This window comes from Allosphingosinicella sp., assembly GCF_036387615.1.
Lineage (GTDB): Bacteria > Pseudomonadota > Alphaproteobacteria > Sphingomonadales > Sphingomonadaceae > Allosphingosinicella.
In genome coordinates this window covers 1-17,563 of record NZ_DASVTH010000014.1, presented here as the reverse complement: position 1 = coordinate 17,563, position 17,563 = coordinate 1, and the positions used below count along the sequence as shown (strand labels likewise).

Annotated in this window: 18 protein-coding genes and 1 pseudogene; 16 read left to right on the top strand and 3 right to left on the bottom strand. The window is 66.4% G+C overall.

Annotated features, from left to right (window positions below):
* Positions 1-236 (top strand): annotated as a pseudogene (locus VF631_RS02090) (hypothetical protein); the annotation flags it as partial.
* Between the two features lie 374 nt (positions 237-610).
* Here VF631_RS02090 and VF631_RS02085 read toward each other — a convergent pair.
* On the bottom strand, positions 611-1,234 hold the full coding sequence (locus VF631_RS02085) for an undecaprenyl diphosphate synthase family protein (protein WP_431848610.1): 624 nt from the start codon (positions 1,232-1,234) through the stop codon (positions 611-613).
* 5 nt (positions 1,235-1,239) lie between these two features.
* Entirely contained in the window at positions 1,240-2,106 is an 867-nt protein-coding gene (locus tag VF631_RS02080) for a glycosyltransferase family 2 protein (protein WP_431848607.1), read from the bottom strand.
* Positions 2,107-2,735: 629 nt separating this feature from the next.
* Between VF631_RS02080 and VF631_RS02075 the strand changes: the two genes are divergently transcribed.
* The 15 genes from VF631_RS02075 (at position 2,736) to VF631_RS02005 (ending at position 16,588) form a co-directional block, all read left to right on the top strand.
* Positions 2,736-3,332, top strand: coding sequence for a hypothetical protein (locus VF631_RS02075; protein ID WP_431848606.1), 597 nt, complete (start codon positions 2,736-2,738; stop codon positions 3,330-3,332).
* A complete protein-coding gene (locus VF631_RS02070) occupies positions 3,295-4,242 on the top strand; it encodes a nucleotidyl transferase AbiEii/AbiGii toxin family protein (protein ID WP_431848605.1) in 948 nt (315 codons plus the stop codon). The genes VF631_RS02075 and VF631_RS02070 overlap by 38 nt, the downstream gene beginning before the upstream one ends.
* A gap of 209 nt (positions 4,243-4,451) precedes the next feature.
* Positions 4,452-6,467 carry a conjugal transfer protein TraG gene (locus VF631_RS02065; RefSeq protein ID WP_431848609.1) on the top strand — a complete coding sequence of 672 codons (2,016 nt, stop codon included), beginning with the start codon at positions 4,452-4,454 and terminating at the stop codon, positions 6,465-6,467.
* 11 nt (positions 6,468-6,478) lie between these two features.
* On the top strand, positions 6,479-6,883 hold the full coding sequence (locus VF631_RS02060; protein ID WP_431848604.1) for a CopG family transcriptional regulator: 405 nt from the start codon (positions 6,479-6,481) through the stop codon (positions 6,881-6,883).
* Positions 6,880-7,860 (top strand): P-type conjugative transfer ATPase TrbB, encoded by a 981-nt coding sequence (trbB, locus tag VF631_RS02055; RefSeq protein WP_431848603.1) that lies wholly within the window; start codon positions 6,880-6,882, stop codon positions 7,858-7,860. Before VF631_RS02060 ends, trbB begins: the two co-directional genes overlap by 4 nt.
* Before the next feature lie 11 nt (positions 7,861-7,871).
* Entirely contained in the window at positions 7,872-8,204 is a 333-nt protein-coding gene (locus tag VF631_RS02050; RefSeq protein ID WP_431848602.1) for a TrbC/VirB2 family protein, read from the top strand.
* Positions 8,201-8,473, top strand: a complete 273-nt coding sequence (locus VF631_RS02045; RefSeq protein ID WP_431848601.1) for a VirB3 family type IV secretion system protein — start codon at positions 8,201-8,203, stop codon at positions 8,471-8,473. The genes VF631_RS02050 and VF631_RS02045 overlap by 4 nt, the downstream gene beginning before the upstream one ends.
* Positions 8,467-10,920: a conjugal transfer protein TrbE gene (gene trbE / locus VF631_RS02040; protein WP_431848600.1), complete on the top strand. Its 2,454-nt coding sequence runs from the start codon at positions 8,467-8,469 to the stop codon at positions 10,918-10,920. The genes VF631_RS02045 and trbE overlap by 7 nt, the downstream gene beginning before the upstream one ends.
* Positions 10,917-11,654, top strand: a complete 738-nt coding sequence (gene trbJ / locus VF631_RS02035) for a P-type conjugative transfer protein TrbJ (protein WP_431848599.1) — start codon at positions 10,917-10,919, stop codon at positions 11,652-11,654. Before trbE ends, trbJ begins: the two co-directional genes overlap by 4 nt.
* 107 nt (positions 11,655-11,761) lie before the next feature.
* Complete coding sequence (gene trbL, locus VF631_RS02030; protein WP_431848598.1) at positions 11,762-13,069, top strand: P-type conjugative transfer protein TrbL; 1,308 nt, start codon at positions 11,762-11,764, stop codon at positions 13,067-13,069.
* A gap of 4 nt (positions 13,070-13,073) precedes the next feature.
* Entirely contained in the window at positions 13,074-13,898 is an 825-nt protein-coding gene (gene trbF / locus VF631_RS02025) for a conjugal transfer protein TrbF (protein ID WP_431848597.1), read from the top strand.
* 23 nt (positions 13,899-13,921) lie between these two features.
* Positions 13,922-14,905 carry a P-type conjugative transfer protein TrbG gene (gene trbG / locus VF631_RS02020; RefSeq protein WP_431848608.1) on the top strand — a complete coding sequence of 328 codons (984 nt, stop codon included), beginning with the start codon at positions 13,922-13,924 and terminating at the stop codon, positions 14,903-14,905.
* A complete protein-coding gene (locus VF631_RS02015) occupies positions 14,905-16,131 on the top strand; it encodes a TrbI/VirB10 family protein (protein WP_431848596.1) in 1,227 nt (408 codons plus the stop codon). Before trbG ends, VF631_RS02015 begins: the two co-directional genes overlap by 1 nt.
* Positions 16,131-16,352 carry a DUF2274 domain-containing protein gene (locus VF631_RS02010; protein ID WP_431848595.1) on the top strand — a complete coding sequence of 74 codons (222 nt, stop codon included), beginning with the start codon at positions 16,131-16,133 and terminating at the stop codon, positions 16,350-16,352. Before VF631_RS02015 ends, VF631_RS02010 begins: the two co-directional genes overlap by 1 nt.
* A gap of 5 nt (positions 16,353-16,357) precedes the next feature.
* Positions 16,358-16,588, top strand: a complete 231-nt coding sequence (locus VF631_RS02005) for a helix-turn-helix transcriptional regulator (RefSeq protein WP_431848594.1) — start codon at positions 16,358-16,360, stop codon at positions 16,586-16,588.
* A gap of 251 nt (positions 16,589-16,839) precedes the next feature.
* Here the strand turns inward: VF631_RS02005 and VF631_RS02000 are convergent, their stop codons facing one another.
* Positions 16,840-17,352: a MucR family transcriptional regulator gene (locus VF631_RS02000; protein ID WP_431848593.1), complete on the bottom strand. Its 513-nt coding sequence runs from the start codon at positions 17,350-17,352 to the stop codon at positions 16,840-16,842.
* Between the last annotated feature and the right edge of the window lie 211 nt (positions 17,353-17,563).

Genomic DNA, 17,563 nt, shown 5'->3' with positions numbered 1-17,563 from the left:
TCTTTTCCGAGGCTCAACCCGAGGCAGCTGTCGTGCCGGTCATTTCAACAGGGGGGGGCGTCCTGGAGGTCGGAGCCAGGATAGGGAAAATCCCGCCCGAGTTAACAGATGAACGCGACTACGTGGCGTTGTTCCACCGGCAGCTCGGGATCTCTCCTCGCGAGGAGCGTTTTCGAACACCGGAACTTCAGCCGACGAACGCTTCCGATCGTTTTTGGCGGCCGCAGGTGACGTAGGACGCTGGTCTCCGAGGATAAGGTAGGTAGAAGCTAGAGCTCCGGCTCCGTGTTAGCTGGCGCCCCCGGTTCCCAATCCGCAAGGTCTCACCTGTCGGCAACATCGATGTGTCTATACAGGCGGAGATATTCGTTTCCGTAGGATCTGGCCCAGCCGACGCGAGTGGTGACCACAAAAATAGACCAAAACCTTTTAAACCATACGCATAGTCGATCTCCCAGGGGCACCACCTCAAGGAGACGGAGCTCGGCCTAGCCAAAAACATGAAGACGCTCCCCCGCTCGGTCTGCACTGCGGTGACAATGAGGAGTCCCGGCCTCGTCCTCTCGGCGTCTTGACGGAGGTTGCGGTCCGATGTTGCCTGCCGGGCGGCTCATTCTCCATAGAGCCACTCCCGACGTTCATGACCTCGCACGCTGTCCACCAGCCCGTCAACGCTGAGATCGTTAAATAGCTCGTCGCGAAACACGATGCGGGCGTAGGCGCATTGCAATGGCAGGAAGTTGCTGAGTGTCTGTGCACCTCCGGTGCGAACGACCAGGTCGACGGAGGTCCTGACCCATAGATAGCGAAACAGGTCCCCTCCGTCGGACGCTCGTCGCGCGGCGTTTACCTCATCGATCGGATCGTGGGCGATGCAGAGATTTGTGCGCCGGTCCGTCTTCGGCGGGGTCGCCGCTGCCCTTTCTACTGCGGTCCGTAGCTCCGGCCGCACCAGCGACAGATCCCCCGCCGCCGCAATCGACGGTCCGAGCTGCAGCATGCCCTCCAAGAGCTGACCAATTGCAACGCTGATGGCATCCAGCTCGGCCGCCGACCGGCGCAAATTCGCCTTGCTGAGCAGATAGATGCTGATTTCATCAACGCCGGCGCCGAAGAGAGTCCCGGCGGCCTCGCAGAGCCGCGCCATGGACAGGCAATAGGAATCGAGAAGGCTCACGCCCGATCGTCGCGCCCACCGGCGCCCGCCATCCGGAATGATCCCGAGGTGCCGCACACGAGTCACAGGTCGATCATCAGCGGCAGAGCCGCGGCATCCACCGCAACCCAGGTATCAAAATAGCCGTCCTGCTCCTGGATCGCATAACCATTGTAGGAGCGAAGCGGATGAAAGAAGAAACGGGCGCTGCCGATCCTCGCGGCGAAGCCTTGCCAGCGCCTGACGCGTTCCGCTGCTTCCACGCATAACTCCGCCCCCTGTGCCGCCGCATTTGGCGTCGAGCTGCAGAAGTCGAGGAGGCACAGCAGCTCGGCTTGGTTTGTGCAGTGCAGCTCGGCCGCATTATAATGTGCTTCGGCCGGAACTTCCTGAATGATCAAGCTGTGCAATCTGCAGCAGCGGATCATCTCGAAGGCAAAGGCGAAGTCGGTGCGTGCGAAGACAAGGCGTGCAACACGACCGCTGACGGCACGGAATCCCGACGCGGCATCTGACACTTCAAAGCCGAACATCCGGTTGAGCAGGGTGGTGGCGAATCGATTTGCTGACCGCTTGGGAGAGGGAAGCTTCGTTGAACCCAAGAAGCGCGACCCGATAGTCAGATCCGCGCCACTGCTGAGGTGGTCGCGCAGAAGGTTTCCAATCCGTAACGGATCATGCGCGCCGTCGGCATCGAGAATGACAACATGATGGGCGCCGTTCGCAATGGCCCAACCTAGACCTCGGGTAATTGAGCGGCCTTGGCCGGCTGTGTGGCTGTTGCGAAGAACGGTTGCTCCGGCTTTGGCCGCTACCTCGCCAGTCCTGTCGTCGCTGCCGTCATCAACGACAACGATCCTGTCCAACTGCTGCCTCGCAACCGAAACGACGTGACTGATAGTAGCCTCCTCGTTGAGCGCGGGGATAACGGCGGCGCAATCGCGATTCACTCGTCAATTTTTCCTCATTCGGCTGCACAAACGGCGCTGGCGCTCCAATCCCGATAGCACATCAACACGAGCGACACTTCTGGGGAAGTGGGGGACTGCTCAAGCACCATCACAGAGACCGTACATCCGGCAGCCCTGATCACCTTCATCGCGCGCGCGAGCTTTAGCGACGGAGCGAGCGCTTTTGGGCAGTTTCATGCCGGGATATTTCCACTCGATCGGGCCGCCTCTGGTTGGCGTTGTCCGGACATAGGCAGGAACTCTGGAGCGTGATGCTTGGGCCGAGAGTGGTGAATGCCGCGCGAGCGAAACCGGGCCGGCGCCGACTTGCATACTTCGAAGCAGCAATTCATCGGGCCATCGCGGTCGCCGCACCTGCTAGAGTGAGTCCAATCGACCGCAAGGACGTCTCAACTCGTCCCGCATCGCTCGCTACCGAGCCTGCTACCTTTTCATTTTGGCCAGGAGGAGAGGCGGCAGCTAAGTGCTTGAAAAGGTGGTGGACGCACTAGGGCTCGAACCTAGGACCCGCTGATTAAGAGCAAGGCTCTTCCGATGGGCATCGCCCACCTTGTCAGGCAGGTCCCGGGGCAGTATCTGAATGTCGGAAAGGTCGTATTTTGGTCGCCATGTCTCCCCTTGCCCAGCAGGTGCTCGAACGCTTCGAGAGCGGCGACACCCTCGAGCGTGAGCGGCTGGCCCTGAGCGCCAATTACGATTCCGTCGGGCGGGTGCTGAGGGAGCTCGTCCGGCAGGGGAAGCTCGTCCGGGTCGGCCGCGGGCGCTACCGCAAGGCCAGCGGTAAGGCGGCTCCCTCGTCCGCGTCTATCCTTGAACGGATTGAGCGGCGCGTCGCGGGCGCCAGGAACCGCAATGTGTTCCTCCGCCGGGACTTCGCGGAGCTCGGCAGCTATGACGCGGTGGGCCGGGCGCTCCGCCAGCTCACGCAGCGCGGGCGCCTCGTTCAGATCGGCTACGGACTTTATGCAAAGGCGGACCGCTCGCCGCTGACCGGCAAGCCGGCGCCGGTCGTTGGCATTAAGCGGCTCGCAAGCGAGGCGCTGTCGCGACTCGGCAAGACGATGGAGGAATCGAGCTTCAGCAAGGCCTACAGCACCGGCCGGTCCACCCAGGTGCCGACCGGTCGGACCATTGCCGTCAAGGGTCGGGTCCGGAGGCGAATCGGCTATGACGGCAAATATGTCTCTTTCGAACGCACCCGATGAAGACGAGCTCGGCCGCGTCGCCGGTGCGCTCGCGGTCGACGAAGCTTTCGTCGAGAAGGACTGGTTCGTCATCCAGGCGATCCGGCACCTCGCCGAGGCGGCGACGGACGATCTGAAGCCGGTTTTCTCCGGCGGCACCTCGCTCCTCAAGGGTCACGCCCTCATCCGCAGGTTTTCGGAGGATATCGACTTCAAGCTCGCCCTTTCCGCCGACTTTCTAGGAAAATCCCAAGGGCAGAAGAAGACCGCGCTCAGCGCATTCAAGAAGAGCCTCGTCGCGGGCTGGTCGGGTGCCGGGTTCGAGGTGACGGACGTCGAGGCGGGCAGCGGGAATGCCTTCATCCGCATCGACATGGACTATCCGAGCGTGCTGGATCCTCATCCGTCGCTGCGGCCCCACATCCAGGTCGAGCTCTCCGCCAAGCCGCCGAGACTCTCGCCGATCGACCGGCCCCTCATCTCCTTCGTGGCGCAGAACCGGCGCGACGCCGCTGAAATGACGTCCATCCCCTGCGTCGATCCGGTGGAGACGGCGGCGGACAAGATGAGCGCCTTCTGCTGGCGGATGCTGACGCGGGACCGGGACAGCGAGAAGGATGATCCGACGATCATCCGCCACCTCCACGACCTCGCGGCACTCGAAGCTGCGGCGACCGGAAGCGCGATCTTCGGCCCCTTGCTCCTCGACACCCTCGTAGCCGACGCCGGCCGCGGCGGAGGCGCACTGAAGGAGATGGCGCCGAAGGACCGGCTCGCGGCCATGGAGGAGAAGCTCGCGGCCGACAGGTTCTATGCGGAGGAATATGCGCTGTTCGTGAGCGGCATGGCCTTTGCCGGCGAACCCGAGATTCCGAGCTTCCACCAAGCCGTCGAGGCGATCGGGCGGCTCTCCCGGCTGCTCCCGGAATGATGTAGCGGCCGCCCGACCGGCCGGCTTTCTCAATCCCAGACGCCGCTTGAGCGGCCGGCTGATTGCGTCCGGACATGCGCACCGCGCCGGTTTCCGAACGAGATTCGCCGAGGCGTACCTTCCTGCGCGGGAGCGGCACTGTCGCCGACTCGGGTCTCTCCCCGATCAATCGCCCGATCGCCGGCGCATCGCCGGCAGGGGAACTCGGCATGACGCCCACCAAGCTGCTTATCGGCCAGATCCTTGTCGTCTTGGCCATCATGGTTCTGGGCGTCTGGGCTGCGACCCAGTGGGCGGCGTCGATGCTGGCCTACCAACCGCAGCTGGGAACGCCCTGGTTCTGGCTGCGCGACTTGCCGCTGTACCGGCCCTGGGCGCTGTTCGGCTGGTGGTACCATTACGAGGCCTACGCGCCAGAAGTCTTCGACAGGGCCGGAGCGGTTGCCGGGGCGAGCGGCTTCCTCGGCTGCGCCGCGGCGGTGGGCGGCTCGCTCTGGCGGGCACGGCAGTCGTCTCTGGTCACCACCTACGGCTCTGCGCGCTGGGCGAACGAAGCCGAGATCCGCTCCGCGGGACTGTTCGGCGATGCCGGCCTGTTCCTCGGCTCGCTTCGCGGCTGCTATCTGCGCCACGACGGGCCCGAGCATGTCATGGCCTTCGCGCCCACGCGCAGCGGCAAGGGCGTGGGCCTTGTGGTTCCGACCCTGCTTTCCTGGACGGGCTCGGCCGTCATCCACGACATCAAGGGCGAAAATTGGGAGCTGACCGCCGGCTGGCGCGCGCGCTTCTCGCACTGCCTTCTGTTCAACCCGACCGACGCCCGGTCCGCGCGGTACAACCCGCTGCTCGAGGTCCGTCGCGGCGCCCATGAGGTGCGCGACGTCCAGAACATCGCCGACATCCTCGTCGATCCGGAAGGAGCGCTCGAGCGGCGCAATCACTGGGAGAAGACCAGTCACTCGCTGCTCGTCGGAGCGATCCTCCACGTCCTTTATTCGGAGGAGGAGAAGACGCTGGCTCGGGTCGCGACCTTCCTGTCCGATCCGCGGCGCAGCTTTGTTTCAACGCTACGGGTGATGATGACGACGCCCCATCTCGGGACCGAAGGTGTGCATCCGGTGGTCGCCTCCGCGGCGCGCGAGGTGCTGAACAAGTCCGAGAACGAGCGCTCCGGCGTCCTCTCGACGGCGATGTCGTTCCTCGGACTTTATCGCGACCCGACGGTGGCGGCGGTGACCTCGCACTGCGACTGGCGGATCGACGACCTGCTTGCGGCCGAGCGGCCGCTTTCGCTCTACCTGGTCGTGCCACCGTCCGACATATCCCGCACCAAGCCTCTGGTTCGCCTGGTGCTGAACCAGATCGCCCGTCGGCTGACCGAGCGGCTCCACGGCAGCGCCGGCGAGCGCCCGCGCCAGCTCCTGCTGATGCTCGACGAGTTCCCGGCGCTCGGCCGGCTCGATTTCTTCGAGACTGCTCTGGCCTTCATGGCCGGTTACGGCATCCGGGCCTTTCTCATCGCCCAGTCGCTGAACCAGATCGCGAAGGCCTATGGCGAGAACAATGCGATCCTCGACAATTGCCACGTCCGGGTCGCGTTCGCCTCGAACGACGAGCGGACGGCCAAGCGCATCTCGGACGCGCTCGGCACCGCAACCGAGCAGAGGGCGATGCGCAATTACGCCGGCCACCGACTGGCGCCCTGGCTCGCCCATGTCATGGTCAGTCGGCAGGAGACGTCGCGTCCGCTTCTGACGCCGGGCGAGGTGATGCAGCTGCCGCCCTCCGACGAACTGGTGCTCGTCTCGGGCCTGCCGCCGATCCGCGCGAGAAAGCTTCGATACTTCGAGGACCACCGCTTGATGCGCCGCGTGAGCAACGCTCCAAGCCTCGGCGAAGGCCCCTATGCCGACCGCCCGCAGTCCCGTCCGCACGACTGGTCGGGTCTTCACGCGCGGGCCGAGCCGATCGGCGCGGAGGCGGAGGAGAATGGCGCGGAAGGCGAGGGGGGACTGCAGCAGGAGCGTCATCCGAGCCTTCAAGCCGAGGAGGTGCCGGCGGCGCCGCTCGAGCGGTCGGATCCGCTCGGTCTGGGCGAAGATGAGAGCGACGGCGCCATCGAAGCGCGCGTGCTGAGCCGGCTGGCGACGCTGCCGCCGGTGGTCGCCGCCCATGCGGTCAACGAAGGCTCGGGTCGCGGCGGCGACCTGATGCCGAGCTTCTGAAGGCGATCCCGATGGCTCGTTCGGACCAGGTCCGCCACCAGCTGTTCCTGCCCAAGGAGGTCAGCGACAGGCTCGAGGCGTTGGCCCGGGCGCCCGGCACATCCAAGTCGAGGATCCTCACCGAAGCGTTGACGGCTTGGCTCGACCGCAAAGGTGTCGACGAGCTCGAGCTGCGCTTCGCCCGCCGCCTCGACCGCCTCTCCAACCAGCTCGCCCGCATCGAGCGCGACGGCCATGTCCAGCTTGAGAGCCTCGCTCTGTTCATCCGCTACATGCTGACCGTGAACGCGCCCTTGCCCGAGGGCGACGAGGCGGCGCGGGCGCTCGGCCGCGACCGCTTCGCGGCCTTCGTCCAACGCGTCGGCCAGCAGCTCGCAGGCGGAAGGCTCACCCTCCGTCCGGAGGAGGCGCAATGAGCACCGCCGAATCCACCGAGCGCCGACGCTCGATGCTGCGCACCGCAATGGGCCCGGCCATCGGGGCGGCGCTTGCCGACCCCCTCGTCGTCGAGGTGATGGTCAACCCCGACGGCGCACTCCGGCTCGACCGGCTCGGCGAAGGCCGGATCGACACTGGCGAGCGGCTCGGGTCCGATCAGGTCGAACGGATCATCCGGCTCGTCGCGAGCCACGCCCGCAGCGAGGTTCATGCCGGCTTGCCCGTGATCAGTGCGGAGCTTCCGCCGCACAGTGACGGCCTCGCCGGCGAGCGGTTCGAGGGCGTGCTGCCGCCGGTGGCGACCGGCCCCTGCTTCTCGATCCGCAAGCCCGCCGGACGGGTCTACACGCTCCTCGACTATGTGAGCGACGGCATAATGCCCGCCGAGGCGGCGCGAACCCTGGCCGGAGCCGCCGTCGAAAGGCGCAACATCCTCCTCGCCGGCGGAACGAGCTCGGGCAAGACGACGCTCGCCAACGCGCTTCTCGCCGAGATCGCCGCGTTCGACGAGCGGGTGATCCTCATCGAGGATACGCGCGAGCTCCAGTGCGCGGCGCCCGATACGGTGGCGCTTCGAACCAGCTCCGGCATCGTCAGCATGGCCGACCTTGTCCGCTCGACGCTGCGCCTGCGCCCTGACCGGATCATCATCGGCGAGGTCCGCGGAGCCGAGGCGCTCGACATGTTGAAGGCCTGGAACACGGGTCATCCGGGAGGGATCGCAACCGTTCACGCCAACAGCGCGCCGGCCGCGCTGCATCGCCTCGAACAGCTCATTCAGGAGGCGGTCGTGACCGTCCCCCGCCGGCTCATCGCCGAAGCGATCGATGTGGTCGTGTTCATCTCCGGCCGCGGCTCCGCTCGCCGCGTCGACCAGATCGTCTCGGTCGGCGGCCTCGACCCCGCCGGTAACTACGCCCTTCACCCGCTCCACCCTGAAATCGTCAGTCGCTGAGGAGAAACATCATGATTGAAGCCCGTGCAATCCGCGCCTCGCGCAGCGCCGCCTCCCTGCTCCTCGCCGCCGCGGCAATGATTGCCGTCCAGGCCCAGGCCGCGGGCTCCGGCATGCCTTGGGAGGAGCCGCTCCAAAAGGTTCTGGAGTCGGTCCAGGGGCCGGTCGCGAAGATCATCGCGGTGATCATCATCATCACCACCGGCCTGACGCTCGCCTTCGGTGAGACTGCGGGCGGGTTCCGGCGGCTGATCCAGATCATTTTCGGCCTGTCGATCGCCTTTGCCGCCTCCTCCTTCTTCCTGTCCTTCTTCAGCTTTGGCGGCGGGGCGCTGATCTCGTGACCGGCGCCACGGCCCACATCCAGGGGTTCGAGGCCCCGATCCACCGCGCGCTCGTCGAGCCCATCCTCCTCGGCGGGGCACCGCGTGCCGTGGCGATCGTCAACGGCACGATCGCCGCCGCGCTGGGGCTCGGCCTGCAGCAATGGATCGCCGGCCTTGTGGTCTGGGCGCTCGGCCATTCGATCGCCGTGATCGCGGCGAAGCGCGACCCCGCCTTCGCAGCGGTGCTCGCCCGGCACCTTCGTCTGGCCGGAAATCTGTCGTGCTGAACATCGGCGAATATCGCACCCGTGCCGACCGCCTCGCGGATCATCTGCCCTGGGCCGCTTTGATTGCGCCCGGCGTCGTCCTGAACAAGGACGGCAGCTTTCAGCGCACTTTGCGCTTTCGCGGTCCGGACCTCGAAAGCGCGACCGAGTCCGAGCTGGTCTCGGCCGCAGCTCGGGTCAACAATGCGCTGAAGCGGTTCGGCTCCGGTTGGGCGCTGTTCTTCGAAGCAGAGCGGGTCGAGGCGCTCGGCTATCCCGAAAGTTCCTTCCCCGACCCTGCTTCCTGGCTCGTCGACAAGGAGCGGCAAGCGAGCTTCGAGGGCGAGCGTGACCATTATGAGAGCCGCTATCACCTGACGCTCGTCTGGCTCCCGCCGCCCGACAACCAGGCCACCGCCGAGCGCTCGCTGATCGAGCGCAGCGACGAACGCAAGGGCCGCGACTGGCGCGAGGCGCTCGGGCAGTTTGTGTCGGAGACCAATCGCGCGCTCGATCTGCTCTCCGGCTTGATGCCGGAGGTGCGGGGGCTGGACGACGAGGAGACGCTGACCTTCCTCCACGGTGCGGTGTCGTCGCGCCGCCACCCCGTCGCCGTTCCCGAGACCCCGATCTATCTCGACGCATGGCTCGTGGACACGCCGTTCGCCGGCGGGCTCGAGCCGATGCTTGGCGATTTCCACCTGCGCACCCTGACCGTGCCGGGCTTCCCCGCGCTCAGCCGGCCCGGAATACTCGACGCACTCAACCATCAGGATTTCGCCTATCGCTGGGTCACGCGGTTCATCCCCCTGGACAAGGCGGACGCGACCCGGGCGCTCACCAAGCTTCGCCGCCAATGGTTCAACAAGCGCAAGTCGGTGACGGCTCTGCTGCGCGAGGTCATGTACAACCAGCCGGTCCAGCTGCTCGACAGTGACGCCGACAATAAGGTGGCCGATGCCGACCAGGCGCTGCAGGCGCTCGGCCAGGATTATGTCGCCTTCGGCTTCCTGACCGCCACCATCACCGTCGCCGATCGCGACCGGCAGGCCGCCGAGGAGAAGGTCAGGGCCGTGGAGCGCGTCGTGAACGGGCTCGGGTTCACGACCATTCGCGAGCGGATGAATGCGGTGGAGGCGTGGCTCTCGAGCCTGCCGGGCCATGTCTATGCCAATGTGCGCCAGCCGCTCGTACACACGCTCAACCTCGCTCACCTCATGCCTTTATCGTCGGTCTGGGCGGGTCCGGCGCGCAACGCCCATCTCAATGGCCCCCCTCTGATATTAGCCCAGACCAGCGGCTCCACCCCTTTCCGGCTGTCGACCCATGTCGGCGACGTCGGTCACATGCTCGTCGTCGGCCCGACCGGCGCCGGCAAGTCGGTTCTGCTGTCGCTGCTTGCGCTGCAGTTCCGCCGCTATCCGGGTGCGCGGGTCACGATGTTCGACAAGGGTTGGTCGGCGCGCGCGGCCGTGCTGGCGATGGGCGGCACCCACCATACGCTGGGCGCCCGCGAGGCCGAAGCAGGTACGTCGCTCGCGTTCCAGCCGTTGCGGCGGATCGATGAGCCGGCGGAGCGGACCTGGGCGGCCGAGTGGCTGTGGGCGCTGCTCGAGCATCAGAAGGTGGTCGTCACTCCGGAGGTGAAGGACGCGATCTGGTCCGCGGTTGGAAGCCTCGCCTCCGCGCCGCCCGAGGAGCGCACGCTGACCGGCCTGTCGCTCCTGCTGCAGTCGAACGCGATCAAGTCCGCGCTTCTGCCCTACACGCTCGAGGGGCCGTTCGGCAGCCTGCTGGACGCGGCCGAGGACCGGCTCGCGCTGGCCGAAGTCCAGTGCTTCGAGACCGAGACTTTGATGGGGCAGCAGGGGGCGGTCCTTCCGGTCCTTACCTATCTGTTCCACCGGCTCGAGGAGAGGTTCGACGGCAGGCCGACCCTGCTCGTCCTCGACGAAGCCTGGCTCTTTCTCGACAATCCGCTGTTCGCCGCGCGAATTCGCGAATGGCTGAAGGTGCTGCGCAAGAAGAATGTCGCGGTCGTGTTCGCGACCCAGTCGCTCGCCGACATTACAGACAGCAGCATCGCCCCCGCGATCATCGAAAGCTGCCCGCAGCGCATCTTCCTGCCCAACGATCGGGCGGTCGAGCCGCAGGCACGCGCCGCCTACGAAAGGTTCGGGCTCAACGAGCGTCAAATCGAGCTCATCGCCCGCGCGACGCCGAAGCGCGATTATTACCTCCAGTCGCGCCGCGGCAACCGTCTCTTCGATCTCGGGCTCGGCCCGATCGCGCTCGCCTTCTGCGGCGCGTCTGACCCAGCCAGCCAACGGCGCATCGACCTCATCCTGGCGGAGGAGGGGCAGGCCGGCTTCGCCCGCCGCCACCTTGAGGAGCGCGGCCTCGCCTGGGCCGCGGCCGCGCTCGACCAGTTCCAGGCGCCCACCACCAATCAAGGAGATCCAAGATGAAGAACTGGAAGAAGGCGCTCGTGCTTGGAGCGTGCAAGGCGCTGTCGATCGGCGGAGCATCCCTGCTGGCCGCCGCGCCGGCCGCGGCGATCCCGGTTTTCGACTCTACCAATTACGCTCAAAACCTCCTGCAGGCTGCGCGCGCGCTCGAACAGATCAACCACCAGATCTCGTCGCTTCAGAATGAGGCGGCCATGCTTCGCAACATGGAGCGCAATCTCGAGCGCATCGACTTCCCACAGCTGGAACGGGTGCGCGCGTCCATGCAGCGGATAGACCAGCTGATGGGGCAGGCGCGCGGGGTCGATTTCCGGATCAACCAGCTCGACGAGCGCGTGCGGACGCTCTTTCCGGGCACCGTTGACCGGGCGTTGCGGCGCGATCAGCGCGTCATCCAGGCTCGCTCCCGTCTCGACGCGGCGAGCGACAGCTACCGGCAGGCGATGCGGGTGCAGGCCCAGGTCGTGGAGAACGTCCGAACCGACGCCGGCGCGCTCGCCGAAATCATCGGCAGCAGCCAGAGGGCCGCCGGAGGCCTTCAGGCGCAGCAGACCACCAACCAGCTGCTCGCGCTCAGCATCAGCCAGCAGCTCCAGCTTCAGAATCTGATGGCGACCGAGTTCCGGACGGCATCGATCGAACGAGCGAGGCGGGCGCAGGCGGAGGAGGACGGGCGGGCCATGACCCGGCGGTTCCTCGGCGCGAGCAGCGCTTACACGCGCCGACGCGACTGATCACGAGATGGGTGAGGGCGCCTCGCCGCCCGAACCCGCCGCGGGGCGTCCATGCCCCCTGCGACTGCCCCGCGGCACCTTCCTTGGACCGAGACGGAGCCGCCCGTATGGACGACCTCAATGTGATCGACCGCTTCATGGCGGCTTTCATCCAGTATATCGACAGCGGGTTCGGCCTTCTCGGCGGCGACGTTGCCTTTCTGTCGACGGTGCTGGTCGGCATCGACATCACACTCGCAGGCCTGTTCTGGGCAATGGGCGGCGAGGACGTTCTCGGCCGTTTCCTCAAGAAGATCCTCTATGTCGGCGCGTTTGCGCTGATCCTTGGCTCTTTCTCGACGCTCGCCGACATCATCTTTCGTTCCTTCGCCGGTCTCGGCATCACAGCCGGCGGCGGCGGGATGACCGCCGACGACCTGCTTCGGCCCGGCTATGTCGCAAACACCGGGTTCGAGGCGGCGCGGCCGCTGCTCGACGAGGTGAGCGAGCTCCTGGGGCCGATCGCCTTTTTCGAGAATTTCCTGACAATATCGGTGCTGATGATCGCGTGGCTGTTCGTGATCATCGCCTTCTTCGTGCTGGCGATCCAGCTCTTCATCACCATCATCGAGTTCAAGCTCACGACGCTGGCAGGGTTCGTGCTGGTGCCCTTCGCCCTCTGGAACCGCACCAGCTTCCTCGCCGAGCGCGTGCTCGGAAACGTCATATCGTCCGGCATCAAGGTAATGGTGCTCGCGGTCATCGTCGGCATCGGCGCCGGCTTTTTCGACGAGTTCACCAGCGCCGCGGGCGGCGGGGAGACCGGCCTTGCCCAGGCGATGAGCCTCGTGCTCGGCAGCCTTGCGCTGTTTGGACTTGGCATCTTCGGACCGGCGATCGCCTCGGGCCTGGTTGCGGGCGCGCCTCAGCTCGGCGCCGGCGCCGCGGTCGGCACCACCGCGGCCGCGGTTGGTACATTGGCGGTCGGCGGCGGCGCTGCCGTCGCTGGTGCGCGAGGCGTCACCGGAGTGGCGATGGGCGCGCTCCGCGCCGGGACCTCGATGGGAGCCGCTGCTCATACGTCCTATCGGCTAGGCCAGGAGAGGTCCGGCTCAACGAGCGTCGGCGCCGGGCTTGGCGGCGTCGCGCGAGCGGGAATGAGCGCCGCGCGCGACCGCTTGGGCTCGGCGGCCGGGCTGGGCGAGGCGGCGGAGCGCGGCCAGCGCGCGGCCCTCCTCGCAGGCGCATCCCGACCGGCTGGCAACGCGGCGTGTCCGAGCGGCGGCCCGGCAGCCGAAGATGCCCCGCAATGGGCGCGTCGGCTCAGGTCGGAGCAGTCGGCCCGCCATCACAGACATGCAGCGCTCCAGGCGGTTCGCGAAGGCGATCGCGGCGGCGCCGCCGCCACCCCCGATATCAGCGAGAGAGAGGATTGAAGCCATGAAGTTCAGGCGCGCCTTCCAGCGCTATGGGCGGACGCCCGAGCCGGAGACGCCGTATCAACGGGCCGGGCAAGTCTGGGACGATCGGATCGGCTCCGCCCGCGCCCAGGCCCGAAACTGGCGGCTGATGGCGTTTGGCGGCCTGGTCCTGTCAACCGGCCTTTCGGCGGGCCTTCTCTGGCAGTCGATGCAGAGCCGTGTCGTCCCATATGTCGTCGAGGTCGACCAACTCGGCGCGGCGCGCGCCGTGGCACCGGCGGAGGCCGAGTACCGACCTACCGACCCGCAGATCGCATGGCACATCGGCCGCTTCATAGCCAATATCCGCTCGGTCTCGCTGGACCCGGTTCTGATGCGCCAGAACTGGTTGTCCGCCTATGACTTCGTCACGGAGCGCGGGTCGCTGTTCCTGGGCGACCATGCGCGGCAAACCGATCCCTTCGCGCGCGTCGGCGAACGGACCGTCTCGGTGCAGGTAACCAGCGTCGTCCGCGCGTCCGACCGCTCCTTCCAGGTCAAATGGACCGAGACCGAATATGAGCGCGGCAGCCTTGTCGGCAGCTCGCGCTGGACAGCCATCCTGACGATCCTGGTTCGACCGCCTTCGTCGGCCGAGACGCTGCGCAAGAACCCGCTCGGCCTCTATGTCGAGGCGATCGATTGGTCGCGCGAGCTCGACCTGCCGCCGCCGGCGGCCCGGTCGCCCAGTTTCCCGGCACAGGCGCCGGCTGCGCCGTCGTTGCCCTTGGGCTCGCCGCTCGATCCCAACCTTGCCGCTCCGCCCGCTCCCGAACCTTTGCCTTCCGAAAGGAACAACCCGTGACCCGACATCTCCTTCTTACAGGAATCTGCGCCCTGAGCCTCGGCGCCTGCGCGAGAGGCGAGGACGTCGAGGCCGCTGCCGCGCGACCCGTGACTGCCGGAACTGCATTCGCACCGGCCATCCTTGTCCCCGACCCGCCGCCGGAGCCGGTGCCGGTGCCGGTGCCGGTCGCGTTCAGCGCCGAGCTGGTCGAGCAGCGGCTGCCGCTGCCCGCCTCGGGGCGGAGGCGTTCGGCCGGACCGCCGAGGTCGCGGGTCGAGGCAGCCAATCTCGCGGCGACCCGCGAGCCGAGACGCGACTCCTATGTCAATGCGGTGCAGGTCTATGCCTGGACAGAAGGCGCGCTTTATCGGCTTTACACGGCGCCCGAGCGGGTCAGCGAAATTGCGCTCGAGCCCGGCGAGACTTTGATCTCGGTGGCCGCGGGCGACACGGCGCGTTGGGTGATCGGCGACACCACCAGCGGCACCCGCACCGGCCGGCGTACCCACGTCCTGGTGAAGCCCTCGGCTGTGGGGCTCAGGACCAACCTCGTCATCAGCACCGACAGGCGCGTCTACCATGTCCAGCTCGAAAGCACCGCTCAAACGGCGATGGCGAGTATCTCATGGACTTATCCGGAAGGCGAGCTGCTGGCGCTGCGGCGAGGCGGAGCAGCCGAGGCCGAACCTTCCGCGGCTGCCGGCGTGGCGGTCGAGGCGCTCAACTTCAGCTATTCGATCGAGGGCGACAATCCGACGTGGCGACCGGTGCGCGCTTTCGACGACGGGAGCCAGGTTTTCATCGAGTTCCCGGCGAACCTTGCTCAGGGTGAGGCCCCGCCTTTGTTCGTGCTCGGGCAAAACGGCCGGACCGAGCTTGTCAACTATCGCGTGCGCGGGCGCTACTATGTGGTCGACCGCCTCTTCAGCTCAGCCGAGCTGCGACTGGGCGAGCGGCGGCAGCGGGTGGTGCGGATCGTTCGTGAAGGGGCGCGGCGCGAGCGCCGCGGCCGCGGGAGGTCATGATGAGCGACGGCCTGCATGAAACGGCTGCCGTGCCGCGCAAGGAGGATCCCGAGACGCTCGTGCTCCGAGGCGCGCCGCGGCCGGTCGTCCGGTTTCGGAGAGGCCTGATCATCGGCATCTCCGGCGCGGTGGCGGCAAGCCTGGCGGCGCTCGCCTGGCTGGCGCTCGAGCCGCCAAGCTTTCGTATGGTCGCAGGCGCCGACGAAGGCCGCGATCCCCCCGCCAAGGCGGCGCCCGATGCTTTGGCAGGAGCGCCGAGCAGCTACGGCGAGGTGCCCCGGCTGGGGCCGCCGTTGCCTGGCGACCTCGGCCGTCCCATACTCGAGCATCAGCGCAGGGTGGAGCAGCAGGCGTTGATTTCGTCGACGCCGTCCGCGCCCAGCCCGCCCGACAACGCCCGAGCCGCCGCCGCAGCCGAGCGGCAACGCCGGGGCGCGGCCGAGGAGGCTGCTCGCCGCTCCGGCGTCATCGTGCAGCTCGCCGGCCGCGTCGATGCCGGCGGTTCCTCGACACCCGTCGAACCTGGTGTTGCGGACTCAGCTAAGCTGCCCGCGCCTGCTCCGGCGATTTCGCCGCCCCCGCAAGCCGGGCCTGTTCGCCGCCTCGAATTCTCACGGTCCGAGAGCGGCGACTTCAATCAGCATTCGCTTCGCGCCTCACCCTCACCTTGGACGCTGGCGGCGGGCACGATCATCCCTGCAAGCCTTATCACAGGCCTCAACTCTGACCTTCCGGGGACCGTCTTCGCCCAAGTGACCGAGAGCGTTCGCGACAGCGCCACCGGCCGGACGGTGCTGATTCCGCAGGGCGCGCGTTTGGTCGGCAGCTACGACAGCCTGGTTGCCTTTGGGCAGAAGCGAGCGCTGCTGGTCTGGCAACGTATCGTGTTTCCCGATGGATCCTCGATCCGGCTCGACAACATGCCTGCGGCCGATCTGGCGGGCTTTGCCGGCCTTCGAGACGGAGTGGATCTCCATACTTGGCGGCTGCTGTCGGGCATCGCGCTTTCTACCCTTTTCGGCGTCGGCACCGAGCTCAGCTTCGGCAGCGGCGAGAGCGATCTTGTTAGGGCGATACGGGAGTCCACGCAGCAGAACGCGGCCCGTGCCGGCGACCGGATCATCTCGCGAAACCTGGAGGTGCAGCCGACTCTAACCGTCCGGCCGGGATGGCCGCTGCGCGTGGTGATCCACAAGGATCTCGTGCTTCGGCCGTGGAGAGGATGATGAGTGGGCTCAGACTCGCGAGGCTTCCGGATCGCACCCCGGTCAAGATCACCATCAGCCTGTCGCCTGAGCTGAATCAGGCGCTGGCGGACTATGGCGAGCTTTACCGGGAGTCCTACGGTCAGCAGGAGCCGGTCCAGGAACTCATTCCGGCGATGCTGGCGAGCTACCTCGAGGGCGACAAAGCATTCGCGCGGCGCCGTCGCGGGCGGGCCGGCTGAGTACGATGGTCGATACTCGATCGAGCGTCATCAAGGGTGCAGGGATGATCACGGTCGAGGAGTTTGCGCGCCTCGCGCGCCTGTCGCGCCGACAGATCGACAGACTTCGCGAGCGCAGACCCGCGGGCTTCCCGCGTGAATATGAACTCGGGAGTGGAGACAGCAAATATCGGCGATGCCCACGATTCAGACTGGCGGAGGTCGAACGCTGGCTGGATTCCAGAGCATTGTGGTGAGGACGCGTATCGCTTCGGCGCCGTGAGGCGACAAGATGCGATGGCTTGTTCCGAACAAAAGCGCGCCGTCTTTGTAGCGGCCATTCTAGAAGGAAAGCAGTCGCCCGGTCTTACTCGGCAAAAGCTGGCCCGGATGTCCGCCCTGCCGCTCGGGTGGTAGGCGCAACGCGAGATGCTGGGGATTGTAGGCTGAGCTTCTTGATGCGCAGTCGTGCCATTGCCGAACGCATGACCCGAGCCAAACCGAATCCCTACTCTGTTTCAGGTGCAGCCTTGCGGGGCCGCCCACGAGCCGGCTTGGCCGGGGCAGCAGCCTCCTGCTGGCCGGACTTTGCCTGCCGACCCTTTGCCCCGAGCCCAATCTTGTGCGCCATGGCCCGGCGATGCTCAGAGTAGGTCGGCGCAGTCATCGGATAGTCGGGCTTGAGACTATAGCGCTCACGATACTGCTCGGGGGTTAGCCCGTTGCGCGCGAGATGGCGCTTAAGCGTCTTGTACGGCTTCCCATCGATCATTGAGAGAATGTGATCAGGGGAGGCTAGCGACTTACGCACTGTCACAGCGGCGGTGTGCACTTCTGCTGGTTGCTCTTCTGGCTCCTCCACGGGAGCAATCTCAGACAGGGCGGTGAGCGTGGAATGCATTCTCTGCAGGAAGGCGGGCACCTCGTCTGCAGTGACGCGGTTATTTGGATTGCTCAACCAGGCTACGGTCAGCTCGGTCGCCAGTTCGACTGCATTCAACATTGTGTTCTCTTCGGCCATGATAACTCCTCAATTTCATCGCGGCTCTAGATGAGCTTGCACTCCCGTCAACCTCCCCGGCTTGCGAGCGTAAGCCTCCTACATTGGGGCAGGTGCGCGTCCCTGCTCGCCCACAAGCGTCCGCAGTAGCAGGTCTCTCTCTAACGGGCCGGGCTACTGCTTGCTTGTAAGCCCTAAGTAGCTGATTTCCGTCCGGTTAGTTATTTGTTTA